This window comes from Streptomyces sp. NPDC048172 (assembly GCF_043202595.1).
Lineage (GTDB): Bacteria > Actinomycetota > Actinomycetes > Streptomycetales > Streptomycetaceae > Streptomyces.
The window spans coordinates 824,575-847,967 of sequence record NZ_JBIDAT010000003.1 but is presented as its reverse complement, the minus strand read 5'-3'; the positions used below and the strand labels follow the sequence as shown (position 1 = coordinate 847,967).

Annotated in this window: 24 protein-coding genes; 13 read left to right on the top strand and 11 right to left on the bottom strand. The window is 71.2% G+C overall.

The genetic code is table 11. The features are described 5' to 3' along the window. Nucleotides 1–30: 30 nt before the first annotated feature. Complete coding sequence (locus ACGF3A_RS17295; RefSeq protein ID WP_393730478.1) at nt 31–912, bottom strand: universal stress protein; 882 nt, start codon at nt 910–912, stop codon at nt 31–33. A gap of 206 nt (nt 913–1,118) precedes the next feature. Here ACGF3A_RS17295 and ACGF3A_RS17290 point away from each other — a divergent pair, with 206 nt between their 5' ends. The 6 genes from ACGF3A_RS17290 (at nt 1,119) to ACGF3A_RS17265 (ending at nt 6,213) form a co-directional block, all read left to right on the top strand. Continuing rightward, nucleotides 1,119–1,577, top strand: a complete 459-nt coding sequence (locus ACGF3A_RS17290; protein ID WP_393730476.1) for a cyclic nucleotide-binding domain-containing protein — start codon at nt 1,119–1,121, stop codon at nt 1,575–1,577. Continuing rightward, entirely contained in the window at nt 1,574–2,398 is an 825-nt protein-coding gene (gene ppk2, locus ACGF3A_RS17285; RefSeq protein WP_393730474.1) for a polyphosphate kinase 2, read from the top strand. Before ACGF3A_RS17290 ends, ppk2 begins: the two co-directional genes overlap by 4 nt. A gap of 81 nt (nt 2,399–2,479) precedes the next feature. After that, nucleotides 2,480–3,418, top strand: coding sequence for an ABC transporter ATP-binding protein (locus tag ACGF3A_RS17280; RefSeq protein WP_393730472.1), 939 nt, complete (start codon nt 2,480–2,482; stop codon nt 3,416–3,418). A gap of 65 nt (nt 3,419–3,483) precedes the next feature. Then, nucleotides 3,484–4,245, top strand: coding sequence for an ABC transporter permease (locus tag ACGF3A_RS17275; protein ID WP_393730470.1), 762 nt, complete (start codon nt 3,484–3,486; stop codon nt 4,243–4,245). Nucleotides 4,246–4,313: 68 nt separating this feature from the next. Then, entirely contained in the window at nt 4,314–5,561 is a 1,248-nt protein-coding gene (locus ACGF3A_RS17270; protein ID WP_393730469.1) for a sensor histidine kinase, read from the top strand. Then, on the top strand, nt 5,551–6,213 hold the full coding sequence (locus tag ACGF3A_RS17265) for a response regulator (protein WP_393730467.1): 663 nt from the start codon (nt 5,551–5,553) through the stop codon (nt 6,211–6,213). The genes ACGF3A_RS17270 and ACGF3A_RS17265 overlap by 11 nt, the downstream gene beginning before the upstream one ends. A 3-nt stretch (nt 6,214–6,216) precedes the next feature. On the opposite strand, the gene ACGF3A_RS17260 is transcribed toward ACGF3A_RS17265, so the two are convergent. Beyond that, entirely contained in the window at nt 6,217–6,642 is a 426-nt protein-coding gene (locus ACGF3A_RS17260) for a DUF3592 domain-containing protein (RefSeq protein ID WP_393730466.1), read from the bottom strand. A gap of 97 nt (nt 6,643–6,739) precedes the next feature. Further along, complete coding sequence (locus ACGF3A_RS17255; RefSeq protein WP_393730464.1) at nt 6,740–7,645, bottom strand: NmrA family NAD(P)-binding protein; 906 nt, start codon at nt 7,643–7,645, stop codon at nt 6,740–6,742. 116 nt (nt 7,646–7,761) lie between these two features. Between ACGF3A_RS17255 and ACGF3A_RS17250 the strand changes: the two genes are divergently transcribed. Next, a complete protein-coding gene (locus ACGF3A_RS17250) occupies nt 7,762–8,532 on the top strand; it encodes a TetR/AcrR family transcriptional regulator (protein WP_393730462.1) in 771 nt (256 codons plus the stop codon). Between the two features lie 86 nt (nt 8,533–8,618). Next, nucleotides 8,619–9,182 (top strand): dihydrofolate reductase family protein, encoded by a 564-nt coding sequence (locus ACGF3A_RS17245; protein WP_393730460.1) that lies wholly within the window; start codon nt 8,619–8,621, stop codon nt 9,180–9,182. A gap of 36 nt (nt 9,183–9,218) precedes the next feature. On the opposite strand, the gene ACGF3A_RS17240 is transcribed toward ACGF3A_RS17245, so the two are convergent. Together ACGF3A_RS17240 and ACGF3A_RS17235 are read right to left on the bottom strand one after the other, a co-directional pair. Then, entirely contained in the window at nt 9,219–9,953 is a 735-nt protein-coding gene (locus ACGF3A_RS17240) for an SDR family oxidoreductase (RefSeq protein WP_393730459.1), read from the bottom strand. A 76-nt stretch (nt 9,954–10,029) separates the two neighbouring features. Further along, nucleotides 10,030–11,049, bottom strand: a complete 1,020-nt coding sequence (locus ACGF3A_RS17235) for an NAD(P)H-dependent flavin oxidoreductase (RefSeq protein WP_393730457.1) — start codon at nt 11,047–11,049, stop codon at nt 10,030–10,032. A gap of 321 nt (nt 11,050–11,370) precedes the next feature. Between ACGF3A_RS17235 and ACGF3A_RS17230 the strand changes: the two genes are divergently transcribed. Then, a complete protein-coding gene (locus tag ACGF3A_RS17230; RefSeq protein ID WP_393730455.1) occupies nt 11,371–12,339 on the top strand; it encodes a DUF4331 family protein in 969 nt (322 codons plus the stop codon). A gap of 23 nt (nt 12,340–12,362) precedes the next feature. Here the strand turns inward: ACGF3A_RS17230 and ACGF3A_RS17225 are convergent, their stop codons facing one another. The 3 genes from ACGF3A_RS17225 to ACGF3A_RS17215 form a co-directional block, all read right to left on the bottom strand. Continuing rightward, nucleotides 12,363–12,731, bottom strand: a complete 369-nt coding sequence (locus ACGF3A_RS17225) for a YciI family protein (protein ID WP_393730453.1) — start codon at nt 12,729–12,731, stop codon at nt 12,363–12,365. A gap of 79 nt (nt 12,732–12,810) precedes the next feature. After that, nucleotides 12,811–15,588, bottom strand: coding sequence for a helix-turn-helix transcriptional regulator (locus tag ACGF3A_RS17220; protein ID WP_393730452.1), 2,778 nt, complete (start codon nt 15,586–15,588; stop codon nt 12,811–12,813). A 26-nt stretch (nt 15,589–15,614) separates the two neighbouring features. Further along, entirely contained in the window at nt 15,615–15,941 is a 327-nt protein-coding gene (locus ACGF3A_RS17215) for a hypothetical protein (RefSeq protein WP_393730450.1), read from the bottom strand. A 201-nt stretch (nt 15,942–16,142) separates the two neighbouring features. On the opposite strand from ACGF3A_RS17215, the gene ACGF3A_RS17210 reads away from it, so the two are divergent. Then, on the top strand, nt 16,143–16,733 hold the full coding sequence (locus ACGF3A_RS17210) for a GrpB family protein (RefSeq protein ID WP_393730448.1): 591 nt from the start codon (nt 16,143–16,145) through the stop codon (nt 16,731–16,733). Here the strand turns inward: ACGF3A_RS17210 and ACGF3A_RS17205 are convergent. Continuing rightward, nucleotides 16,730–18,253 (bottom strand): GMC family oxidoreductase, encoded by a 1,524-nt coding sequence (locus tag ACGF3A_RS17205; protein ID WP_393730446.1) that lies wholly within the window; start codon nt 18,251–18,253, stop codon nt 16,730–16,732. The two genes, ACGF3A_RS17210 and ACGF3A_RS17205, sit on opposite strands and share 4 nt — an antisense overlap. Before the next feature lie 540 nt (nt 18,254–18,793). Here ACGF3A_RS17205 and ACGF3A_RS17200 point away from each other — a divergent pair. Continuing rightward, nucleotides 18,794–19,918 carry a tyrosine-type recombinase/integrase gene (locus ACGF3A_RS17200; RefSeq protein WP_393730444.1) on the top strand — a complete coding sequence of 375 codons (1,125 nt, stop codon included), beginning with the start codon at nt 18,794–18,796 and terminating at the stop codon, nt 19,916–19,918. A 34-nt stretch (nt 19,919–19,952) separates the two neighbouring features. Here ACGF3A_RS17200 and ACGF3A_RS17195 read toward each other — a convergent pair whose 3' ends face one another. Beyond that, nucleotides 19,953–20,141, bottom strand: coding sequence for a helix-turn-helix domain-containing protein (locus tag ACGF3A_RS17195; RefSeq protein WP_393730442.1), 189 nt, complete (start codon nt 20,139–20,141; stop codon nt 19,953–19,955). 581 nt (nt 20,142–20,722) lie between these two features. Between ACGF3A_RS17195 and ACGF3A_RS17190 the strand changes: the two genes are divergently transcribed. Further along, the gene (locus ACGF3A_RS17190; protein WP_393730440.1) at nt 20,723–21,826 is read left to right on the top strand and encodes a hypothetical protein; all 1,104 of its coding nucleotides are present in this window, start codon (nt 20,723–20,725) and stop codon (nt 21,824–21,826) included. Between the two features lie 17 nt (nt 21,827–21,843). Here ACGF3A_RS17190 and ACGF3A_RS17185 read toward each other — a convergent pair whose 3' ends face one another. Then, entirely contained in the window at nt 21,844–22,170 is a 327-nt protein-coding gene (locus ACGF3A_RS17185) for an ArsR/SmtB family transcription factor (protein WP_393730438.1), read from the bottom strand. A gap of 92 nt (nt 22,171–22,262) precedes the next feature. On the opposite strand from ACGF3A_RS17185, the gene ACGF3A_RS17180 reads away from it, so the two are divergent. Beyond that, a complete protein-coding gene (locus ACGF3A_RS17180; RefSeq protein ID WP_393730436.1) occupies nt 22,263–23,324 on the top strand; it encodes a flavin-containing monooxygenase in 1,062 nt (353 codons plus the stop codon). Nucleotides 23,325–23,393 lie beyond the last annotated feature (69 nt).

Below are 23,393 nucleotides of genomic sequence, written 5' to 3'. Positions count from 1 at the left end.
CGTTCCTCCTCGGCGCGGGGCGGGACGGGATCAGATGTGTTCCGGTACGACGGCGACCGGGCAGGCGGCGTGGTGCAGCACAGTGTGGCCGACCATGCCGAGCTGGCGCCCGAAATGCCCCTGTCGGCGGTGCGCCCCGATCACCAGCAGGTCGGTGGCGGAGGAGGCCTCCAGCAGCACCTTGCGCGCGGTACCCTCCACGGCCTCCTGGCACACCTCGACGCCGGGGCTCTTGTGCCGCCAGGAGCCCAGCGCGTGGTCGAGCAGGCCCTGGGCCTCGCGCGCGTGGGCGAGCGCGGGGTGGTCCTCGGTCAGGGGCAGGTCGCCCAGCTCGTGCGTGGGGCAGCGCCACGCGCGGAGCGCGTGCAGCGCGCAGCCGCGCGCCTCCGCCTCCTGGAACGCGAACCGTACGGCCGCGGAGTCCGCTTCCTCGCCGACACCGAGCGTGACGCGGCCGTGGGTGCCCGGGCCGGGGTCCGCGCCGCGCACGACGACGACGGGGCAGTCGGCGCGCGCGGCCAGTTCCAGACTGACCGAGCCGAGCAGCAGGCCCCGTATCCCGCCCCGCCCCCGCGAACCGGTCACGACGGCGAGGGCGTTGCGCGACTGGTCGAGCAGCGCGGGGACCGCGTCGCCGGGGACGGTCACGGCGCTGACCTCCGGGGCTGGGTCGCGCCGGGCCGCGCGGTCCACCGCCGACGAGACGAGCCGCTCGGTCCGCGCGAGCTCGTCCGACACGTCGCCCTCGTCCTCGCCGCTCGGTTCCTCGAAGCGGGCCCACAGCGAGGCGTGGACCACGCGCAGCGGTACGCCGCGGAGCGCCGCCTCGTCCGCGGCCCAGTCCAGCGCGCGCAGACTCGGTTCCGAGCCGTCGACGCCGACGGCCAGGGGGAGTTCGAGTTCCCCGTTCATGCCCGGCCTCCTCTCCTCCGCCGTGCACGGGGCGTCCGTACGCGCCCCTGACGGCACCGTCGCACCGTCACCGGGCGGACGTGGAGGGACGATCCGGCCCTCTGCGGGGAGCCGGTCGGGCCCTCCCGCGGCACCGACCGGCCCTGTGCGGGCCCAGGCCCGGGAACGGACGCTGGAGACGACCACCGAGCAGAAGGGGCACGCACATGCTCACGAAGAACCGCATCCTCGCCTCGCTCCCGGCCGGGCACGGGGAGACCCTGCTGCGCCTGTCCCGCGAGGTGTCCTTCCCGCGCGGCGCCACCCTGTTCGTGGAGGGCGATCCGGCGGACCGCTTCTGGATCCTGCGCAGCGGGACGGTGGCACTGGAAGCGCACGTTCCGGGGCGTTGCGCGCAGGCGCTGGACACGCTCGGGCACGGCGACCTCGTCGGCTGGTCCTGGCTCTTCCCGCCGTACCGCTGGCACCTGAGCGGGCGTGCCGTGGCCCCGGTGCACGCCTACGAGTTCGACGCCAGGGCCGTACGCGAGCTGTGCGAGCAGGACCCTGTGCTCGGCAACGCCGTCTCGGTCGCCGTCGCACGCGTCGTCGCCCACCGGCTCCGGGCGGCACGCTCGCGCCTCCTGGAACCGAACCTGTCCGCCACCGCGGACGCGGAGCGTTGACGACCACCGCCGGGGGCGGCCGGCTGCCCAGGAAGGTCTACGAGCAGGAGCTGTTCCGCCTCCAGACGGAGCTCGCGAGCCTGCAGGAGTGGGTGCGGGCCGAGGGGGCCCGCCTGGTCGTCGTCTTCGAGGGACGGGACGCGGCGGGCAAGGGCGGCGCGGTCAAGAGGGTCGCCGAGCGCCTCAATCCGCGTGTCGCGCGCGTCGTCGCCCTGCCCGCGCCCGGCAGCCGCGAGCGCGGCCAGTGGTACTTCCAGCGCTACGTCGCGCACCTGCCGACGGCGGGCGAGATCGTGCTCTTCGACCGGAGCTGGTACAACCGCGCCGGGGTCGAACGGGTCATGGGCTTCTGCACGGAGGAGGAGCACGCGCTCTTCCTGCGCCAGTGCCCCGTCTTCGAACGGCTGCTCATCGAGGACGGCGTGCTGCTGCGCAAGTACTGGTTCTCCGTGAGCGACGCCGTGCAGGAGCAGCGCTTCCGCAGCAGGCTGGAGGATCCGACGCGCCGCTGGAAGCTCTCCGCGATGGACCTGGAGTCGATCACCCGCTGGGTGGCGTACTCGCGGGCGAAGGACGAGATGCTCGCGCACACGGACACCGACCGCTCCCCCTGGTACGTGGTCGACAGCGACGACAAGCGCAGCGCCCGCCTCAGCATGATCGCCCATCTCCTCTCGACCGTCCCGTACGACGCGGTGGACTCCCCGGCCCCTGCCTTGGGCCTGCCGCCGCGCCCGCCGTCCACGGGTTACGTCCGCCCGCCGTGGTCGCGGCAACGGCATGTCCCGGACCACGCGGCCACGTTGGCCGGCGGGTCGTAGGGTGCGCCGGCCGATCGGTTGATGCCGCTTCGAGCCCGATGGACGATGCGGCGGGTCAGGGCCGCGCGCGACGCTCTTCCCATGAAGACGGCGAGCATGGGCACGACGGCACCGGGGGCGCGCGGGGCCGTCGTCGAAGTCAGCGATCTGCGCAAGTCCTACGGTGACAGGGCCGTGGTCGACGGGATCTCGTTCGCCGTCGAGGAGGGGGAGATCTTCGGCATCCTCGGTCCGAACGGGGCGGGGAAGACGACGACCGTCGAGTGCGTCGAGGGCCTCCGCGTCCCCGACGGGGGCAGGGTCAGGGTCGCGGGGCTCGACCCTGTGGCCGACCACGCGGCGGTGACGCGGGTCCTCGGCGCGCAGCTCCAGGAGAGCGAGCTGCAGCCCAAGCTGACGGTCCGCGAGGCCCTGGAGCTGTACGCGGCGCTGTATCCGCGGCCCGCCGACTGGCGCCCGCTCGCGGAGCGCCTGGGCCTCACCCGGCAGCTGTCCACCCGGTTCGCGGTGCTCAGCGGGGGCCAGAAGCAGCGCCTGTTCATCGCGCTCGCGCTGATAGGGAACCCGAGAGTGGTCGTGCTCGACGAGCTGACGACGGGCCTCGATCCGCGCGCACGCCGCGACACCTGGCAGATCGTCGAGGACGTCCGGGCGCGCGGCGTCACCGTTCTCCTCGTCACGCACTTCATGGAGGAGGCACAGCGCCTCTGCGACCGCATCGCGGTGATCGACAACGGGCGCGTCACCGCTCTCGACACGCCCCAGGGCCTGATTTCCCGCGCGGCGGGATCGACCGTCATCTCGTTCACGCCCTCGGCGCCCCTCGACGACGAGGAGGTGGCCGCGCTGCCCGCGCTCGCCTCCGTCGAGCGCCGGGGCGGCCGGATCACGCTCGGCGGCACCGACGAGACCGTGAACGCGGTGGTGTCGCTCCTCGCCCGCCACCGCATCACGGCGCACCAGCTCCGCGTCACCGACGCCACGCTGGACGACGCCTTCCTCGACCTGACCGCACGCTGACGCCCCCGGCGCGTCGGCGAACCCCCGGGCCGCAGGCGGCCCGACATCCGCATGGGAGCCCCACGATGTCCGAAGCCTCGACCGCCTCTCCCCGTGCCGCCGTGCTGCGCGCCGAGGCCCGGCTCTACCGGCGTGAGCCCGGAACCCTCTTCTGGATCCTGGGATTTCCGCCGCTGCTGCTCACGATCCTCGGTTCGGTGCCGATGTTCCGGGAGCCCGGCGACGCGCTGGGCGACGGGCTCCGGCTGATCGACGTGTACGTGCCGGTGACCGTGCTGGTCGGCCTGCTCATGGCCAGCATGCAGGCGATGCCGCCCGTCCTCACCGGCTACCGCGAGCGCGGCATCCTGCGCCGCATGTCGACGACACCGGTCCGCCCCTCCGCGCTGCTCTCGGCGCAGATGGGGCTGAACGGGGCGGCGGCCCTGCTGTCGGCGCTGATGTCCATCACGGTGGGGCGGCTCCTCTTCGACGTGCCGCTGCCGCGCCAGCCCGCCGGATACGCGGTGGCGCTGCTGCTCGCCGTCACCGCCGCGCTGGCCATGGGAGCGCTGGTGTCGGCCCGTGCCCGTACCGCGAAGATCGCGACGGCCGTCGGCTCGGCGGTGTTCTTCCCGATGCTGTTCTGCACGGGAGTGTGGCTTCCGGTGCAGGCCATGCCGGACGTCCTCGCCCGGGTCGTCGGCCTCACGCCCTTCGGCGGCGCGGCCCGCGCCCTGGGCGAGGCGGCGGCGGGCGACTGGCCCGCCTGGTCCCATCTGGGCGTGCTCGTCGCGTGGACGGTGATCCTGTCGGCCTCGGCCACGCGCTGGTTCCGGTGGGAGTAGCGGGAGCCGCGGAAGCGGCGCGGCCGACCGGGCACGGGAGGCGGGGCGCGGCCCTGCAGACTGAGGGGATGACGAGGGCCGACACGAGCATCGACCGGCGGCGGCACACCTTCCTCCGCTGGCATGCGTACGGACTGCTGGGCGCCGCCACGCTGCTGGCGGCCGTCTCGGCCCCGGTGATGCCGGGCCCGGCCGACGTGATCCCGACCGTCACCCTGGTCGTCGCGGCACTCGCCCTCCAGCTCTGGTGGACCCGTGCCGCCCGCGGCCGTACGGGCCCGAGCACCGCGGGCGCGGTGTACTACACGGCCCGGTGGGCGCTCGGCTTCGCGCTCACGTGGCTGAACGGGTTCTTCTCGTTCTACGCGGCCTCCGGCTATCTCGACGCCGACGAACTGCTCCGCAAGCGCTGGCGACGCGTCGGCCCGGTCGCCTGCTCCGTCCCGGTGGCGAGCGCGCAGGCGGGCGGGCTGCCGTTCTCCGGGCCGGTGCAGTGGGGCGTGTTCGCCGGGCTCCTGGTGGCCAACAACGTGCTGCTGACCATCGTCGCCCACTTCGTCGAGCAGGAGGACGAGAGGTCCCAGGCCCGCGCGGCCACCATCGCCGAGCTCGAACGCACCAACGCCGCGCTCCAGCGCGCCCTCGACGAGAACGCGGCGCTCCACGCCCAGCTCGTCGTCCAGGCCCGGGAGGCGGGCGTCGCCGACGAGCGGCGACGGCTCGCCGCGGAGATCCACGACACCCTCGCGCAGGGCCTCATCGGCATCATCGCCCAGCTCCAGGTCGCCATGGGCACGTCCGAACCGGCGGCGGCCCAGCAGCGTCTGAGCCGCGCCACCGAACTGGCCCGCCACAGCCTGGCCGAGGCCCGCCGTTCGGTGCGGAATCTCGCGCCCATGGACCTCGCCGACGACGGACTGCCCCAGGCCCTGCACAAGACGGTCGCCCAGTGGTCCGCACACACCGGCGTGCGCGCGGAGTTCACCCTCACCGGCACGGCACACGAGCTGCACGGGGAGGTCTCGGCGACGCTGCTGCGCATAGCCCAGGAGGCGCTGGCGAACGCGTCGAAGCACGCGTCCGCGTCCCGCGTCGGTGTCACGCTCAGCTTCATGGACGGCGAGGTCACGCTGGACGTCCGCGACGACGGCCGGGGCTTCGCCCCACAGGCACCACCGACCGGCACCGGGGGTTTCGGGCTGGAGGGCATGCGCGCGCGGGCCGCGCGGGTCGCGGGCTCGCTCACCGTGGAGTCCGAACCGGGGTACGGCACGGCCGTGTCGGCTCGCGTACCGTTGGTGCGCCATGAGCCATGAGCAGCACGCCGACACCGACGCCGCGATCTCCCTCCTCGTCGTCGACGACCACCCGGTCGTACGGGACGGGCTGCGCGGCATGTTCGCGTCCGCGCCGGGCTTCACCGTGCTGGCCGAGGCGTCCGACGGGGTGGAGGCGGTCGAGCGCGCCCTCGCACTCGACCCCGACGTGATCCTGATGGACCTGCGCATGCCCGGGGGCGGCGGCGTCGACGCCATCGCCGAGCTGACGCGCCGCGGTGTCCGCGCGAAGGTCCTGGTCCTCACCACCTGGGACACGGACACCGACACCCTCCCCGCGATCGAGGCGGGGGCGACGGGCTATCTCCTCAAGGACGCCCCGCGCGAGGAGCTGTTCTCCGGCGTACGCGCGGCGGCGGAGGGCCGCTCCGTCCTCTCCCCCGCCGTCGCCTCCCGCCTGGTCTCCGCCGTCCGCACCCCGGCCCCCGGTCCCCTCGCCACCCGCGAGCGCGAGGTCCTCGCCCTCGTCGCCCGGGGCACCTCCAACCGCGACATCGCCCGCGAGCTCTTCATCAGCGAGGCCACGGTCAAGACCCATCTCACCCACCTGTACGCCAAGTTGGGCGTCAACGACCGCGCCGCGGCGGTGGCCCGCGCGTACGAACGGGGAATCCTGGGCAGCGGCGCGTGACCGTCAGGGGCTCAGCGCGGCGAAGAACAGCACGGTCATGATCACCACGATCCCGAAACCGATGTCGATGCAGGCCCGGGCCTTGACTCCGGAGCCCTCGACCCACAACTTGGCCGGGGCGTCCGGCTCGTGGAACACCGTGACCGGCCGGCCCTCGCGGACCCGCACGGGCTTGTGCTTGCTGCCGGCCTGCTGCCGCACGGTCCGGCCGTCCGCCGTCACCCAGCTCAGCAGCGGATTGAACACCCACCCGCCCCTGCGCCGTGACTGCCACGAAGGAGCGTCCGGCGGCGGCGCGACCGCCTCGGCCAGCACCCGCACTCCGTTCGCCCGCAGTTCGTTGATGGTCGTGAGTACGTAGATTCCCGAACCGAGCCGGTACGCACCGGTCAGGAACCCACACACGAGAACTAGAACCAGCTGAAACATGACATCGCCCCCCGTTCCCGACCGAGCATTCCAGCCCTGTGCCCAGGACTTGAAGAGCTCCTCGATGCGATCCCGAGGCCGATCGATAACCGATCGTCTATGACTCGGCGCTCTCCAGGAGCCGCTTCCGCAGCGGGGTCGTGCCGGATTCCGCGAGCCAGTCCGCGAACGTACGGAGCCCGGGATGGATGACGCGCAGGGCCTCGATGTCGGCGTGCCAGCGTGATCCGGCATCCCAATCCTCCCGGACCCGGGCGATCTCGGGGTGGAGCGCGGTCGCCTCGGCGTGCGTGAGCCGCTCGTAGCGGAGTACGGCACCGGTGGCCTCGCTGATCGCCGCGACGGCCTCGGCCGGGGTGGGGGCGTCCCCGGCCAGTTCCAGACTCCGTCCGGCGAACCGGTCCGGCTGGTCGAAGGCCAGCGCGGCGAACTCGGCGATGTCCTCCACCGCGATGACCTGGACCGGTTCGTCCGGCGGGAAGATGTGCCGGTGCACGCCGTGGGCGATGCCGTCGACGCCGATGGGCGCCGAAGCGAGATAGTTCGACATGAACCGCACCGGACGCAGCACGGTCACCGACCGGATCCGCGCACGCAGATGCTCCTCGATGCGCCTCTTCCCCTCAGAGACGTGTGGACGGCCCGGCGTGGACGCGATGCCCGTGAACACCACGTGCTCGACTCCCGCCGCTGCCGCGGCATCGGCCAGTGCCCGGCCGCGGGCGAACTCGCGCTCCACGTCGGGCCCGTCCGGCCCGAACGCCGCGGGCGGTACGGCGAACAGCGCCGCCGCCCCCTCCAGCGCGGCAGGCAGACTCGACGGCTCGTCGAAGTCCCCGCGCACGAGCTCCGCCCCCGCGGCCGCGAGGGACTTGGCGGCAGGTGCGGTCGTGTCCCGTACGAGGGCACGTACCCGCCGTCCGGCCGCCAGGAGCCGGTGTGCGGTCGCGTTGCCCTGCCGGCCGGTCGCACCGGTCACGACGATCAAGCGGTCAGTGGTCATGTCGTCCTCCGCCCCGGGACGGTCGGTGGATGGATGGAGGGAGGGATCGGGTTGGCCCCGGGGTCGATGTGGAATGCTCCACCCGGTTGAGCGGAACGGACAAGGGATTACGTGACATGACCGCAGCTCCCCGGGACGCGAGCCGGGCCGATGCCCGGCGCAACCGCGAGAAGGTGCTCTCCGCCGCAACGCGGGCGTTCGACGAGCACGGCCTGGACATCTCGCTCGGCGCGATCGCACGGCAGGCGGGGGTCGGCGCCGGGACCGTGTACCGGCACTTCCCCAGCAAGGAGATCCTGCTGGAGGCCGTCCTCGTCCAGCGGCTCGACGACCTGGTGGAGACCGCCCGGCGGTGGGCGGCCCGCGCCGATCCCGTCGCGGCGTTCTTCGGCTTCCTCCTGGAGGTCGTCGACACGACCCACGGGCGCCAGCACGCGTGCGACGCCTTGACCTCGCAGACGAGCTGGCCACGGCCGGGCCTGGCCGCGGCGGCACGACGGTTCCGCCAGGCACTCGACGAACTGCTGCGCGCGGCCCAGCGGTTCGGCGGAGTCCGCACCGACGTCAGCACGGACGACGCCGTGGCCTTCACCGCCGGATGCGCGGCGATCCAGGCCGCCCACCACGACCGTAAGAGCGGTACGCGCATGGTGCGACTGGCACTGGAGGGCATGCGGGCTCCCTCGCATGTCACGCAAGAGACGGAGTTCCGTGACATCCCCGGCACCCCCGGCACGCTCCATGCCGCGCCGCGATGCGAGGAATGCGGGGTCCGGCTCAAGGCCCGGCCCACCGGCCGCCCGGCGCGCTACTGCGGAGCGACCTGCCGACAGCGAGCACACCGCCGCCGCCCCGGCACGCCGCGGAACGGCACGGCCACGCGCTGAGGAAGGCTTCGGCTGACGCGTGATCAGGCGATGACGGAGAATGGATCTCCGGTTCCGTAGAGATTGGTCATTCCGGAGGAGGACGCGTGGGGAAGGTCGCCTGGGGGTTCACGTGCTCGATCGACGGCTTCATCGCCGGGCCGGGGCACGACATGAGCTGGATGTCCGCCGCGGAGCCGCTGGCCGAGGGCACCGTGGAGCGGATGGCGGGAGACGTCGCAGTGATCATCTCCGGCCGCGCCGGCTACGACGCGGCGAAGGAGCAGCAGGACGAGCGGGACGAGACGACGTCCGCAGCGTACGGCGGCGCGTGGTCCGGGACCGAGTTCATCCTCACCCACCGGCCGGAGGAGATCGCCGACGACCCGGCCGTCACCGCGCTGAACTGCGACATCGTGGAGGCGATCCGTCGCGCTCAGGAAATCGCCGGTGACAGGGACGTACAGATCATCAGCGCCGACATCGCCAGACAGGCACTCCAGCACGACCTCATCGACGAGTTGCAGGTCTTCGTCGCTCCGGTGTTCCTCGGCGACGGCGTCCGTATCTTCGACGTCCCCGGCGGACAGCGGATCGACTGGGAGCTGGTCGAGATCTACGAGGACAGTCCGCGCAGCTTCGGGCGGACCTATCGTCCGAAAGGACGGTAGGCAGCGCCGGGGCCGTGCCCCTGAACGGGCTGCGGCTCAGGAGAGCCAGTCGGTGTAGCGGGTGGGGGCGAGGCGGGCGTCCTTGGCGGTGTCCGTGAGGACGTCGCCCTTGACGGCGGCGAACATCCCCGCGGTGGGGTCGGTGACGACCGTACGGAGGTCGCCCCGCCGGGAGAGGGTGAGCCGTCCCAGCTCGTCCAGGGCGAAGACCTCGGGTCCCGCGATGTTGCGGATGCCGCCCAGCGGGGGCCCGGCGGCGACCTCGGCCACCGCGGCGGCCACGTCCCTGGCGGCGATCGGCTGGACCGGCGTGGCGGGGAGACGGACGGTCTCGTCGTCGGAGGTCCAGGACAGGACGCTGTCCATGAACTCCATGAACTGCGTCGCCCGCACGATCGAGTACGGAACCGGCCCCGCCTCCAGAATGTGCTCCTGGAGCGCCTTGGCCCGGTAGTAGTCCAGTTCCGGCACCTGGTCGACGCCGACGATCGAGAGGATGAGGAAGTGGCCGACCGCGCTCCGCCGTGCCGCGGCGAGGAGGTTGTCCATGGAGGTCTGGAAGAAGGCCGGGGACGCCTCGTCGAAGGTCGGGGAGTTCGTGAGGTTGACCAGGACGTCGGCCTCCGCCACCGCCTCGTCCACTCCCCTGCCGCTGATGACGTCGACCCCGGTGGACGGCGAGTGCGGTACGGCCCGGTGTCCGGCGGCGTCGAGGTCCTTGACGACCTGCGACCCGATGAGACCGGTGCCGCCCATGATCGCGAACTTCATGACGTTCCTTTCGCCGAAGGTACGTGCGTACGGTGTCGGGACGGTGACGGGACGGCGGCGTGCTCGGCCGGGCCCCTCACAGCTGCCGCCGGGCCGTGAGGACGCGTTCGGCCTCGGCCATGACCTCCCGGACGATGTCTCCGGCGGGCCGGACGTCGTGGACGAGCCCGACGCCCTGCCCCATCAGCCAGGGCATCTCCTCCCAGTCGGCCTCGGTCCCGGGCACGGGCAGCAGCACGTTGAACTTGCGCAGCGCCGTCTCCTCCCCCTGGAAGACCGTGGTGCCGATCTGTTCGAGCCTGTCGCGGGCGGTCGGCACCTCGTCCAGGCGGTCGTTCCACTCCTCCACCACGCGGTCGCGCTGCACCCGCATCGGGTTGAAGTCCGGCCACTCGGGGCCGAAGATCCCGCTGCGTACGGTGTCCTCACCGCGCGAGGCGATCAGTCGGCGGTGGTGTTCGGGGTGGACCCGCGCCTCGCGCGAGGCGACCAGCCGCGTGCCCACCCACACGCCGTCGGCGCCCAGGCACAGCGCCGCCGCCACCTGACGGCCGTCGGTGATGCCGCCCGCCGCGAGGACGAGCGCGCGGTCGGCCACGGCGTCCACGACGGCGGGCACGCCGACCATGGTGGGCAGCCCGCCGTAGTTGTGCCCGCCCGCCTCCCAGCCCTGGGCGACAACGGCCTCCACGCCCTCGTCGACCGCGTGCCGGGCCGCGTCGGCGGAGCCGACCTGCTCCCACACCGACACCCCCGCCTCGCGCAACCGCTCCACTTGGCCGACGGGCGGATGGCCCCAGTGGAAGGAGACGATGGGCACCCGCTCCTCCGCGCAGACACGGACGTGCTCGGTGTTGTCGAAGTACGTGATGAGGTTGACGTGGAACGGGGCGCCGCCCACGCCCTTCCGGATCTCGTGGATGACCCGCCGGAGCGTGTCCGGGGGCATGAGCCCGGCCCCCACCGCACCGATGCCGCCCGCTCCGGAGACGGCCACCGCCAGCTCGGACGTACCGCCCGCGAAGGCCATCCCGGCACAGACGAACGGGTACGGCACGGCGAACCTCTCGGTGAGCCTGGTGCCCAGCGCACTCATGTCGGCTCCCTCTCCTTCGCGACCGACGAGGGTGGGGCCCGGTATTCTCGCCCGGCCCGGGGCGCGGCGAGGACACGCGAACCGGCCATGTGGGGACGTCAGCACCGGCATATACCCCCGGGCAAGCCCCCGACTACGTCGGTTGACGGATGTACAGCCGACCGCGACAGGCAGACCGTTGCTCTCGACGTTCCTCATGCCGCCACGGCTCCACCGCACCGCCGCGCACGCACCGCCGCGCACGCACCGTCGCGCACGCGCCGCCGCGCACCTCGGCGCCGCGCTCCTCGGCCCGCACAGCCACCCGACAGGAGTCCCGAAATGGCGCACCACGTCTCCGGCCTGGGCATCAGTCCCACGAGCATGGATCCCAGGAGCCACCTCACCGACCTCTTCGTCTTTCAGAAGCCGGGCGACGCGAGCAAGACGGTCCTGGTGATCGACATCAACCCGACCTCGCCGATCACCGACGACGCCGTCGACCACGAGTCGGTCTACGAATTCGGCGTGGACACCGACGCCGACGCGGTCACCGACATCGCCTTCCGCGTCCGCTTCTCGCCCGTGCGGGAGAACGCGCAGACGGCGAGCCTGCAGCTGGCGACCGGCCGCGGGGCCGCGGCCGACCCCGACGCCGGGGAGACGGTCCTGCGCGACGCACCGGTGACCTTCGGCCCCGAAGAACCGCGGATCGCCACGGCCGGTGACTTCAGGCTCTTCGCCGGGCTCCGCAGCGACCCGTTCTTCGCCGATCCCATCGGCGCGGAGAAGGAGTTCCAGTGGACCGGCACGGACTTCTTCGCCGACAAGGACATCTTCGGCATCGTGCTGGAGGTCCCCAACAGCGCGCTCGGCCCGAACCCGCGGGTCGGTGTCTGGGCCAGGGTCCTGGTGCCGCACGACGGCCGGCTGGTCCAGGGCGACCGGGTCGGACGGCCCGCGATCGACGCCACCTTCAACGTGGACGACGAGGACAAGCGGGTCTGGAACCGGCAGGAGCCCTCCCACGACCGCGAGGGCTACCTGGAGAAGTTCACGCGGGTCTTCGAGCAGGCGGGCCACCCCAGGGACCGGGCCACCGCCCTCGCGCAGAGCCTGCTCCCGGACCTGCTGACGTACGACCGCACCAGCGCCGAAGGCTTCCCCAACGGCCGTAGCCTCACCGACGACGTCATCAACATGGGCATCGCCCAGCTGAGCAACGGCGCCGTGCCCCACGACGGGCTACGGCCGCACACCGACCTGCTCCCCGACTTCCCCTACCTCGGAAAGCCGCACGGGCGCGGATGACACGGAGGCCGTCCGCCGGACCGTCAGGCGGCGGGTTCCTCCTGGAGGGCGCGTACCTCGACCTTGCTGCGCAGCGCGCGCGAGGCCTGCTTGGTCCATTCGATGGCGACGTCGTCGTTCTCGGCCTCGATGATCCAGAAGCCGCCGAGGTACTCGTCGGCCTTGACGAACGGGCCCGGCGTGAGGACGGGGCTGTCTCCGGAGTAGTCCACCGTGGTCGCGCTAGACGGCGGCTGCAGGCCCCCGGCGGTCACGAACGCGCCCGCCTCCTGGACGGCGGTGTTGAACGCCCCGACCTCGGCCATGATCTCCTGCAGCTCCGCGGGGTCCATGTCCGCCATCGTCTGCTCCTCGGCGGAGTCGTGCGGGAGGCTCAGGAAGTACTTCGGCATTGTCGTCTCCTCGTCGTACGGCCGACGGCCGACGGCTGTCGGCTGTCGGCCGGCGGGCGCTGTCTTGATGTCGGAAACGCTATGCGGGGCCCGCCACCGACGTATCAGTCATCGTGACTGGTGTCCGGGAGACCTGGACGAGGTCGGCCAGTTCGGCGCGAGCGGTGACGCCGAGCTTCGGGTACGCCTTGTAGAGGTGGTGGCCGACGGTCCGTGGGCTGAGGAAGAGCTGCGCGGCGATCTCCTTGTTGGTGCGACCGGCGGCGGCCAGCCGTACGACCTGCAGCTCCTGCGGGGTCAGCAGGGTGAGCGGGCCGCTGCGCTGAGGCTCGTCGCTCCGCTCGCCGAAGGCGGCCAGCTCGCCGCGCGCACGCTCGGCCCACAGCTGCGCGCCCAGGCGCTCGAACGCGGAGACCGCGGCGGCGAGATGGCCGCGGGCCTCGGCGCGGCGACGGCGGCGGCGCAGCCACTCGCCGTAGACGAGCTGGGTGCGGGCGTGCTCGTAGGGGCCGCCGTGCCGCTCGTGGAGCCGCAGCGCCTCGGCGTACAGCGCACCGGCGTCGGCGTCGTCGGCCAGCAGGGCCCGGCAGCGCAGGACGAGCCCGGTGGCGACCGTACGGTCGACGTGCTCGGCCCAGTGCCGGAAGGCCACCAGGGGTCCGTGGGCGCGATCCGGCATGCCGCCGCGTACGGCTGCCTCCACCAGATCCGGCACCGCCCGCACCAGGAGGTCGCGGCTCGCGGGCCCCCGGGACACCTGCTCAAGCCGGTCGAGCGCGTCCGCGAACCGCCGGGCGGAAAGGTCGAGCATCCCGAGGCCCCAGGCCGCGATCTCGGCGTTGACGCGGTGCCGGGCGCGGGCTCGCGGGAGCACCTCCTCGGCGAGAGCCCGGCAGCGTGCCTCGTCGCCCGACACGGCGTGCAGCCACACCTCCACCGACCGGTGGGCCAGGCTCTCGGTCGTGTTCCCGAGTTCGTCGCTCACGGAGACGCCTTCCGCCGCACACGCGCGGGCGTCCGCGAACTCGCCGCGCAGCAGCCGCGCCACGGCCAGCACGTTCAGGGTGTACGGGATCCAGCCCAGCGCCCCGGTGGCCCGCACGACGGCCAGCATGTCCTCGGTCCCGGCCGCGACGCCGTCCTCGTCGGCGATCATGAGTCCGCCGAACCCGACGGTGATGCGGTGCATCAGGTCGTGCCCGTCGCCGCGTGCGGCGGTGTGGAGCTCGCGCATCGGGCCGACGGCCAGCTCCGGGCGTCCGGCGAACAGCTCCGCCCACCCGAGGAGGGCGGCGACGACGGGTGCCCAGTGCTCCGGCGGGGTGACCCCGCGCATCAGCTCCGCCGCGCGCTGCAGGACGTCGTGCGCCGCCCCGTGCCGGGCGGCGTGCGCGGCCTCGTAGAGCGTGAGCGCGGCACGCTCGGGATCGGTGTCGCGCACCAGCGCGGCGGCCTCCATCGTCAGCTCCGCGTCGGCGCGCGGCGAGGTGCGTTCGTACTCCACGGCGCCACGGGTGTAGATGGCGTCGGCCCGGACGCCGGTGTCGGCGGTGAGCGCGAGCGCCTCGGCCGCGAGCCGCGCCGCGCGGTCGGCCTTGCCCGCGTCGAACGCGGCCTGGCTGGCCCGGGCGACGCGCCGGGCCTTCAGCTCCCGGTCGGCGCTGAGCCGGCCGGCGCGTTCGTAGGCGGCGCACACCGCCATCGCGCCGCCCCGGTGCCAGGCCCGCTCCGCCACGCCTTCGAGCTCGGCGGCCACCGCCTCCTCGGGTCCGGTGGTGGCAGCGGCGAGGTGCCAGGCCCGGCGGTCGGCATCGGCGTCCGCGCGCAGCGCCTCGGCGTACGCGAGATGCACCTCGATCCGCCGGTGCAGCGGCGCGTCCTGGTAGGCGGCTGCCCGTACGAGGGGATGGCGGAAGGTGATCCGGCTGTCGGTCCGGATCAGCCGGTCGCGTTCGGCGGGCGCCAGGTCGCCGGGGGCGCCACCGAGGGATTCGATCACGTGCAGGATCGTCGCGAGGGGCGCCGCCGTGTCGGCCGCCGCCACCAGGAGCGCGCGCTGGGTGGGGTCGGGAAGCGCGACGATCTGGTGGCGGAACGTCTCCTGCACACGGCGGGTCACCGGCAGCGGGCCGACCTGCTCGGCCGGGTCGGACTCGTCGGCATCGCGGGCCGCGAGCCGCGAAGCGCCGAGCTCGATGATCGCCAGGGGATTGCCGCCGGACTCCGCGAGGACCCGGGTCCGCACCCGTTCGGCGAGTTCCGGCGCGTGGCCGTCGAGCAGCCGGGCGGCATCGGACGCGGCGAGGCCTGACAGATCCACGGCCTCGACGCCCGCGATCACCAACGGCGCCGCCGTCTCACGCACCGCGAACAGCACCGCGATCGGGTCGGCCACGAGGCGGCGGGCCGCGAACAGCAGCGCCTCCACGGAACCCTGGTCGAGCCACTGCAGGTCGTCGACCACGCACAGCAGCGGGGCGTCCTCGGCGAGATCGGCGAGCAACGACAGGGTGCCCGCGGAGATCAGGAACCGGTTGGCGTCGTCGCCCTCGGCCAGCCCGAACGCGCAACGCAGCGCCGTCGCCTGGGGAGCGGGCAGCGCGTCCAACCGGTCCAGGTGCGGGAACAGGAGCTGGTGCAGGCCGCCGTACGCCAGCTCGTAGTCGGACTCGATCCCGGCTCCGCGCACCACCCGCATGCCCTCGGCTTCGGCGATCGACACGGCGTGGTCGAGAAGGACCGTTTTCCCGATCCCCGGTGCGCCCCGCAGCCCCAGCGCCCCGCTGCGCGCGTCGCGCGCGTCCGCCAGCAGACGCTGAACCCGCGCCAGCTCAAGGTCCCTTCCCACCAGCGACATGCGGTCACCTTAGATGATCGGCTCCTTCAGAGGAGGGCGCGCAGCCGGCGAGTGACGTCGGCGGTGCTGTGCCCGTCCCACACGGGCGCCCTCCCGACCTCGGGAACGTCACCGAACAGCGACCAGCTGTCGGCCCGGTAATGGTTGCTGACCTGCCCCGTGGGGAGCTGGGCCGTGACGATGAACCAGCCGCCCCCGAAGCACGGTTCGCCGTCGTGGTGCTTCCACGAGCGGACGACCGGATACCCGGCGGCCAGCCACGCCCGGACTGCGTACGCGTGGTAGAGCCGCCTGAATTCGTACAGCTCGTCGAAGGTGTGGAACCCGTCGGAGATGCTGCCGGTGTCCGTCATCGCTGGCCTCAGATCGTGCGCGTCTCGCCCACCTCGCCGGGCGGAATTGGTCAGCCCGCGAACGTAACTCAGGCCGGATTTCCTCGCAAGCCGCAGAGCGGTCACCGGAGTGGCATCCGCAGCCTGTCGAGCGATGTGCTGAACTGGCGCACGCCATAGAGGATGTATGGGGATTGGCGATTGGGGATTGGGGATGTATTGGTGACGAACAGCAGCAAGCCCCGTCGGCCGGACGTCACGACGGTCGAGATCATCGGTGGCCCAGAAGTGCTCAAGGTCGGCCTTGGCAGCTATGACCCCCGCTGGCCGGAGATCTATCTGCAGCACCGACGCCGGATTCTCGACGCGCTGGCGGGAGTGGACGTCGATGTCGAGCACATCGGATCCACTTCGGTTCCAGGCCTCGCGGCCAAGCCGATCGTCGACATCGTCGTCGCGGTCACCGACATCACGGCGGAAGAGGACTACCTCGACGGGCTGTTGGCCGCCGGTTACGAACTGCGGGTCCGCGAGCCGGGACACCGGCTCGTGCGTACACCGGCTCGCGACGTTCACGTGCACGTCTACGAACGAGGGGACGCGGCGGTGCACGAATACCTTCTCTTCCGTGACCACCTGCGCACCGACGCCGACGACCGCGCCCTGTACGAGAGCGCCAAACGCGCTCTGCTCGACCAGCGGTGGAACGACATGAACGACTACGCCGACGCCAAGACAGACGTCATCCTCGCGATCAAGAATCGCGCCAGGGAGTCCGGTCACTCCTCGGAGGGCGCGAGGCGTTCCCTCTAGGGGTGGGCGCGGAGCAGGTCGGCGGCGCGCTCGGCGACGGCGTACACGGTGGCGACGGTGTTCGCCGACGGGATGGAGGGAAAGACCGAGGCGTCCGCGATCCGCAGCCCCGCGATCCCGTGGACGCGAAGGTCGGGGCCGACCACCGAGAGGGGATCCTCGCCCATCCGGCAGGTCCCCACCGGGTGGCAGTACGAGGTCAGTGTCCGGTGCACATACGCGCGGACCGCCTCGTCGTCCTCCGTGCCGGGGCCGGGAAGCGCCTCCTCACGGCGCCACGGCGCGAGGGCGGGCGCCGCACCGATCTCCCGGACGAGCCGCACACCGGCGAGGATCGCCGCCATGTCGCGCTCATCGGCGTAGAAGTCCGGATCGAGCAGGGGCGACGCGCCCGGTGCGGCGCTCGCGAGGCGTACGGTGCCGCGGCTGCGCGGGCGCATCAGGGAGACGGCGATGGTGTAGCCGCTCTCGGGCCCTTTGATCGAGGACAGATGAGTCGGGGAGTCGACGAAGAGGAGGACCTGCAGATCCGGTGTGTCGAGGGCTGGATCGCTGCGTACGAGGCCGATTCCCTCGCTGTGGTTGCTGCTCTCCCCCGCGGATACCGGGCGGGCCGCGCTGAACAGGACACTGGCGACCGGATGGTCGTGGAGACCGGTGCCCACTCCCGGCAGGTCGAGGACGGTCTCGACGCCCACGTCCGTCAGGTGGTGCCTCGGACCGACTCCGGACAGGAGCAGCAGTTGCGCGGAGCCGATGGCGCCGGCGGTCAGGACGACCTCGCCCGAGCAGTCCGCGGTCACCGTTCCGCCACCGGCGCGGTACTCCACACCGTGGCAGCGCCCGTCGGCGATACGCAGACCATGGACCAGGGCGTCGGTCGCGACCGTCAGGTTGGGGCGGTTCAGGACCGGCCTGAGATAAGCGTCGGCGGCGCTCTGCCGTCTGCCGTCCACGATGTTCAGGTCCGTGAGGCCGAAACCCTCCTCCAGGCCGCCGCTGATGTCGGCGGCCCGCGCGTACCCCGTCTCCGCGGCCGCCTCCAGGCACGCCTCGATCACCGGATGCGGGGGCGCCGCGGGCCCGACCGTGAGCGGACCGCCGATCCCTCGCAGCGCCGGATCCCGGCCCTCGGCGTTCTCGCTGCGCTTGAAGTACGGCAGGAGATCGTCGAAGCCCCAGCCCCTGGCTCCCTCCCGCGTCCACCGGTCGTAGCCGGACCGGTGCCCCCGGGCGAAGACCATGGCGTTGATGGCGGACGAGCCGCCCAGGCCCCGCCCTCGGGGCAGGAGCGTGGACGTTCCCGTCGCCGCCTGCTCCACGGTGAACTCGCCCCAGCTCGCGGGCCCTTGCAGCAGCGTCGGCCACCCGGAGGGAACACTCTGCGCGGGCAGTACGCCCGGACCACCGGCCTCGATCAGCAGGACGCGCGCGCTCGCGTCCTCGGACAGTCTGGCCGCCAGCACACAGCCCGCGGTGCCCCCGCCGACCACGATGAAGTCATGCTCCGGCACGCTCATCCCCTACTTCGCCGCACCCATCGACTCGGACCCCGCCGCAACGACATCTGCCGCCGATGCCGCCACAGGGTCGGTATTCTTCCCCTGGCCGGGGCTCGGTGCAGACACGCGATTCAGCCATGCCGAGGTGGTGTGGACCGGAGGTCCCGGTGGTGCCGGTGGTGCCGCAGCAGCTCGGGGCCCCGACGCAGCTCTCGTACGGGCGATCGATCGCGGCGACTGGCAGGTTGTGCAGCTCCCTGACCACGATCGCGACGTCAGAGCAGCAGCACATGACACCCCGTCAGGAAGCTCAGCGAAGGGTCAGCGTCAGCCCCGCCGGAGGGCGCCTGCGGTCGCCGCGCAGCGCCAAGATCGACAACTAACCATATCCATCCTGACCAGCAAGGTTCCTGCTAGCAGCCCCGGCTGTTGGCCTCCCCCGGAGGTACACATGAAGATGCTGATCAACGTTCCCTAATTTGGTGCGGCCGCAGGTCAGGACCATGCTGGGCGCTTCTGAGTCAGCAATCTCCCAGCATGAGTCAGGAGACGTGCACGATGGCGACCAAACTCATTCGTGGGATGGGCAGCTTCTTCAAGACCTGCGACTGCCTCCGCCAGGCCCGATGCCCGCACCCCTACATCATCCGGTTCCGTGACGCGATGGGCAGGCAACGGGAGGAAGTCGGATACGCGACACAGACAGCAGCGCTCGACCGGCTCACCGAGCTGTACGAAAAGAAGCGGAACACACCGAGGCAGCAAGCGGAGCTGAAGCGTGAGATCGGGCGCAAGCGCTTCGGCGACTACGCCTCCGACTGGCTGACACGCCAGCGTCACTACGCGCACGGGAGCACCAGGACCGTCACCGGCCTCCTGGACCGTCACATCCTGCCGGTCCTGGAAACGCGGCAGATGAACACCTTCACTCCGACGGTTGTCGACGACTTCATCATGGCGATGGAGGAAGACCGGGTCGGAGTGGCGACGCAGCAGAACGCGTACGACACCCTGAAGAAGATTCTCCTCGACGCACAGCGCAAGGGTGGCATCGAGGGAAACCCTTTCGAGGGCGTGGTCTCCCCCGCGTACATACCCCGTCAGATCACCATCCCGACAGTGGACGAGATCCACGCACTCAAGGAGGCAGGTTCAGCAGCCCTGGGCTTGGTCATCGACCTGATGTCGGGCTGCGGGCACCGGAATGGCGAGGCGTACGCAGCGAACATCCACCGCCTGGTGGCTCAGGACGTCTACCGGATAGCGGAACAGATCGATGGCGTACGGCGCGTGCCAGCTCGTCTCAAGCATCGCAAGCCTGGCGAATTCCGTGAATCCCCGATGCCTGCAGTGGTGCGCAACTCCGTGCTCGCGTACGAAGAGCGCTACGGAACGGACGAGAACGGTTACCTACTCCGCACCCAGCGAAGCGCCTACTGGGCACATACAACGCTGGATTACCAGTGGAGCGCCGCGAAGAAGCGAGCCGGGATCGAACGCAAACTGACCCCGTACTCGCTCCGCCATTTCTTTGCCTCGAACTGCCTCACAAACGGGATCCCGATCACAGACGTGGCAGAGTGGATGGGACACAAGAGCATCACGATGACGTTCCGAATCTACCGCCACCTGATGCCGGCTTCGATTGGCAGGGCGGCGAAGGTCCTCAACGCGGGCCTGTAGCACGGAGACGGGGTCGGGCAGATGCCCGACCCCGTCATGCGATCTTCTGCTGCCGAGCCCACCTATCAAGATCGTCGACCCTGAACTTCAGCTTCCCGCCGAAGTAGTACCTCGGGATGCCGTGGCGCCGTGATTCCCGGTACATCCACCGCTCGGACATATCGAGATAGCAAGCAGCATCGCTTACTCCCATGTATCGACGATCCACCAGGCCCTCCTTCATGCTTGAAGGCTGGAAAGTACCCGCAGACCCCGGCCGCACCAAACGCCCACGGCAGGGGCGGGGAGGCTGCCATCAACATGAAGGTCAAGTACAAGGAGACTGCGCGGGGCGGGCTCGCGGTGAACGTCATCGAGTGCTGAGCGCAGCACCCCTGACCAGGTGATTCGCGTCTTTCGGTTCTGTCACGGCTTACCCTTCTGTACGGCGAAAAGTCCCTCAGAAGTCCCTGTGACAGAGCTGAAAGTCCCTGAAAAGTCCCTGGGATGCCCCTGTCCGGCCAGCTAGCCACCAGGGCCGGAAGGGCGCCCATGCTGGGCGTCCAGAGGGCAAGGGGCGCTGCCCCCGCACGGCTAGGGATCTTCACTTGGATGGGGGCACGCGCCTTGCGGTGCAACCGCATCCCAACGCGTAGGGTCGGGTTCGGGCTGAGGGAACCCTCGTCGTGCGCCTCCCGGATCGATGGCGCAGCGTGTCGAAAGCCCCATGGCGTACCCTCATCAGTTCGCTTCGCCCCGTGAGCGTTCGCATCCGCAGGCAGCTCTTTCCCGCGCTGAGATCCGGCAGCGCCGAAGGAGTTCGTCATGCTCTTCGATCACACTGTTGCTCTTTGTCGCCGCTACACCGGGGAGACTCACGCTGGCGCCTCAGAACGTCTTCGTCGACTTCCGTTCGGCGGTCCGTTCATCCCCATGGCCCGAGACGATCTAGCTTTCTTGGAAGCGCAGGTTCTGCGCGCCCTGCTGGAGTTCCCCACGACCTACACCACGAGGCCGCTCCGCATCCTGCGTGTCATCCCGCGCGAGGACGGAGCTGTCATCCGGTTCGCAGCCGACGCCGATCCCGATGGCCTCGCCGACGTCATCGCCTGGGGGCTCTTCTCATGCGGCGGTGAAGACGACCTGCGGGGAATCTGCGGTCTGCGCAGTACCGGGGCCGCTCACGGCCGCGTTGATGTCGGTCTACTCGGAACCGACGCGCGGCTCCGCCTCGAAGGTATCCCGGAACGGGCGTGGTGGAGCGCGGTAGAGCTGCGCTGCCGGGCAGCGGAGGCGTCTGGTGAGGTGGCGCCGTTCTGGCACGCTGGGCTGACACCAGGTGAACGCGCCTTTACCGAAAGGCACGGCTGGTTCCTGGAGGCACAGCGGGAGGTCGCCGCGTTCGGAAGTGCGCTGCTTCGCCGATTGCTGATCTTCCGCAACGAAGCGAACTGGCTGGACATGGCTGGCTTCACCAAGCAGGTCAATACTTACGGCCTCCGGCTCACCTTCGCGCAGACACACCGGACCGACCACGACGCGCTCATCGCGCACCTCACCCACCCGGAGTGCGGCATTGCACTCAAGGAGGACATGCGCACCTGCTCCTGCAGGCTTGGAGGATCAGACTGCAGGATCTGGCTCGACGGTCCGTCACAACTCCCGGGACGACTCGATTTGCAGTTCCACAGCGTGGAACGGGCCTGCGAGATCGCCGAGTACAACCAAGCACTCACCTTCGCCGGGAGCCCGGAGGACGAGATCCGGCGCTTCACCGGACACTCGCCCGGAATGATCAGAGCGTGTGCCCCGGATTGCCTTCGTGACCACGGGCGCCTGGCGTTCATGCAGCGAGTAGCCGCTAGCCGACGCAAGGAACGTCAAGATCTCACGCTGAAGTCTCGCCGTTCCTCCCGCCGCCTGCGCTAGGCACTGATACCGACCAGTCAGCAGCACACCTTCAAATAGTTCTGGAGGTCAGTGAGGGAGGCGGCGACGCCGTCCTTGTCGCTGCGGTAGAGGACGGTCTTACCTTCGCGGCGTGAGGTGAGGATTCCGCCACGACGGAGGAGGGCGAGCTGCTGGGAGGCGGTGGGCTGGCCAATCCCGGCTTGTTCGGCGACCTCGCTGACGGAGAGTTCGGCGCCTCGGGCGAAGAGCAGCATCACCTTCTGGCGGGTCGGGTTGGCGAGGGCCTTGAGGAAGTCGTGGGTGGCCGGGTGCAGCTCCGGGGCTTGGCCGCCGGTGTCCGCCGGTGTGTCCCCTGGTGCCATGGTCCGCCTCCCGTCTCGCCATCCGTCCCTGGTCAGAGCCTAGCCCTCATCCTTCGTATTGCTATTTTGAGATACGTCAATACACTGAGGTCATGCTGAACACGAGACACCCTGTGATCGTCATCGGGGCTGGTCAGTCCGGCCTCGCCGCCGCCCATGCCCTCCGTGGGGCGCGCCTGCCCTTCTTCGTCATGGAAGCCTCCGACGAGGCGGTGGGCTCCTGGCCGCGCTACTACGACAGCCTGGCGCTCTTCTCCCCGGCCTGGTTCTCCGCGCTGCCGGGCGCACGGTTCCCGGGTGACGGGGGCCGGTATCCGCGGCGGGATGAGGTGGTGGCCTATTTGCGGGCGTACGCCGAGCGGTTCAACGGCGAGGTGCGGTACGGCCGGCGGGTGGAGTCGGTGAAGACGGCGCCCGGCGGCGGGTTCACGGTACGGACGGAGGACGGCTCGGAGGACGAGGCGTCGGCGGTGATCGCGGCCAACGGGTACTTCGGGAATCCGTACCGGCCCGAGCTGCCGGGCGCTACGGAGTTCGCGGGCACGGTGCTCCACTCGTCCGAGTACCGGACGCCGGACGCATTCGAGGGGCAGCGCGTGGTGGTCGTTGGTGGCGGGAACTCCGCGATGCAGATCGCCGCCGACCTGGCGGGCGTGGCGCGGGTGAGCCTTGCCAGCCGGGCGCCACTGCGGTGGCAGGCGCAGCGGATCGCGGGCAAGGATCTGCACTGGTGGCTGACGCGTACGGGGATCGACAGCGCGCCGATCGGGCGGTGGCTGGGCGGTAAGTCGATGCCGATCATCGATGACGGCCGGTACCGTGCGGCACTGGAGTCGGGGAACCCTGACCACCGAAAGCTCTTCTCCCGGCTGCACGAGGACGGCGTCGAGTGGCCGGGCGGGGAGCGCGAGCACCTCGACGCGATCGTCCTGGCCACCGGCTACCGGCCGGACATGGGCTACCTGGCGGGCACCGGAGCCCTGGACGCGGAGGGGTTGCCGTTGCAGCGGGCCGGGATCTCCACGACCGTCCGGGGGCTGGGGTATGTGGGGCTGGAGTACCAGCGCAACAACGCCTCGGCCTCGGTGCGCGGGGTGGGGCGGGACGCCGCGTACGTGGTCGGGAAGCTCCGGCGGCAGCGGGGCCGCCCGTAAGGGGTTGCACCTGCCCGGCGCGCCCAAGGTGAACGTCGGATGAACGCAGACTGCTGGCGGCCCTCGGAC

What these genes read in the sequence shown, in the direction of transcription:
- ACGF3A_RS17295 (WP_393730478.1), bottom strand. Translation starts at nt 912, where the DNA reads ATGAACGGGGAACTCGAACTCCCCCTGGCCGTCGGCGTCGACGGCTCG.
- ACGF3A_RS17290 (WP_393730476.1), top strand. Translation starts at nt 1,119, where the DNA reads ATGCTCACGAAGAACCGCATCCTCGCCTCGCTCCCGGCCGGGCACGGG.
- ACGF3A_RS17280 (WP_393730472.1), top strand. Translation starts at nt 2,480, where the DNA reads ATGAAGACGGCGAGCATGGGCACGACGGCACCGGGGGCGCGCGGGGCC.
- ACGF3A_RS17275 (WP_393730470.1), top strand. Translation starts at nt 3,484, where the DNA reads ATGTCCGAAGCCTCGACCGCCTCTCCCCGTGCCGCCGTGCTGCGCGCC.
- ACGF3A_RS17270 (WP_393730469.1), top strand. Translation starts at nt 4,314, where the DNA reads ATGACGAGGGCCGACACGAGCATCGACCGGCGGCGGCACACCTTCCTC.
- ACGF3A_RS17265 (WP_393730467.1), top strand. Translation starts at nt 5,551, where the DNA reads ATGAGCCATGAGCAGCACGCCGACACCGACGCCGCGATCTCCCTCCTC.
- ACGF3A_RS17260 (WP_393730466.1), bottom strand. Translation starts at nt 6,642, where the DNA reads ATGTTTCAGCTGGTTCTAGTTCTCGTGTGTGGGTTCCTGACCGGTGCG.
- ACGF3A_RS17255 (WP_393730464.1), bottom strand. Translation starts at nt 7,645, where the DNA reads ATGACCACTGACCGCTTGATCGTCGTGACCGGTGCGACCGGCCGGCAG.
- ACGF3A_RS17250 (WP_393730462.1), top strand. Translation starts at nt 7,762, where the DNA reads ATGACCGCAGCTCCCCGGGACGCGAGCCGGGCCGATGCCCGGCGCAAC.
- ACGF3A_RS17240 (WP_393730459.1), bottom strand. Translation starts at nt 9,953, where the DNA reads ATGAAGTTCGCGATCATGGGCGGCACCGGTCTCATCGGGTCGCAGGTC.
- ACGF3A_RS17235 (WP_393730457.1), bottom strand. Translation starts at nt 11,049, where the DNA reads ATGAGTGCGCTGGGCACCAGGCTCACCGAGAGGTTCGCCGTGCCGTAC.
- ACGF3A_RS17230 (WP_393730455.1), top strand. Translation starts at nt 11,371, where the DNA reads ATGGCGCACCACGTCTCCGGCCTGGGCATCAGTCCCACGAGCATGGAT.
- ACGF3A_RS17225 (WP_393730453.1), bottom strand. Translation starts at nt 12,731, where the DNA reads ATGCCGAAGTACTTCCTGAGCCTCCCGCACGACTCCGCCGAGGAGCAG.
- ACGF3A_RS17220 (WP_393730452.1), bottom strand. Translation starts at nt 15,588, where the DNA reads ATGTCGCTGGTGGGAAGGGACCTTGAGCTGGCGCGGGTTCAGCGTCTG.
- ACGF3A_RS17215 (WP_393730450.1), bottom strand. Translation starts at nt 15,941, where the DNA reads ATGACGGACACCGGCAGCATCTCCGACGGGTTCCACACCTTCGACGAG.
- ACGF3A_RS17205 (WP_393730446.1), bottom strand. Translation starts at nt 18,253, where the DNA reads ATGAGCGTGCCGGAGCATGACTTCATCGTGGTCGGCGGGGGCACCGCG.
- ACGF3A_RS17200 (WP_393730444.1), top strand. Translation starts at nt 18,794, where the DNA reads ATGGCGACCAAACTCATTCGTGGGATGGGCAGCTTCTTCAAGACCTGC.
- ACGF3A_RS17195 (WP_393730442.1), bottom strand. Translation starts at nt 20,141, where the DNA reads ATGAAGGAGGGCCTGGTGGATCGTCGATACATGGGAGTAAGCGATGCT.
- ACGF3A_RS17190 (WP_393730440.1), top strand. Translation starts at nt 20,723, where the DNA reads ATGCTCTTCGATCACACTGTTGCTCTTTGTCGCCGCTACACCGGGGAG.
- ACGF3A_RS17185 (WP_393730438.1), bottom strand. Translation starts at nt 22,170, where the DNA reads ATGGCACCAGGGGACACACCGGCGGACACCGGCGGCCAAGCCCCGGAG.
- ACGF3A_RS17180 (WP_393730436.1), top strand. Translation starts at nt 22,263, where the DNA reads ATGCTGAACACGAGACACCCTGTGATCGTCATCGGGGCTGGTCAGTCC.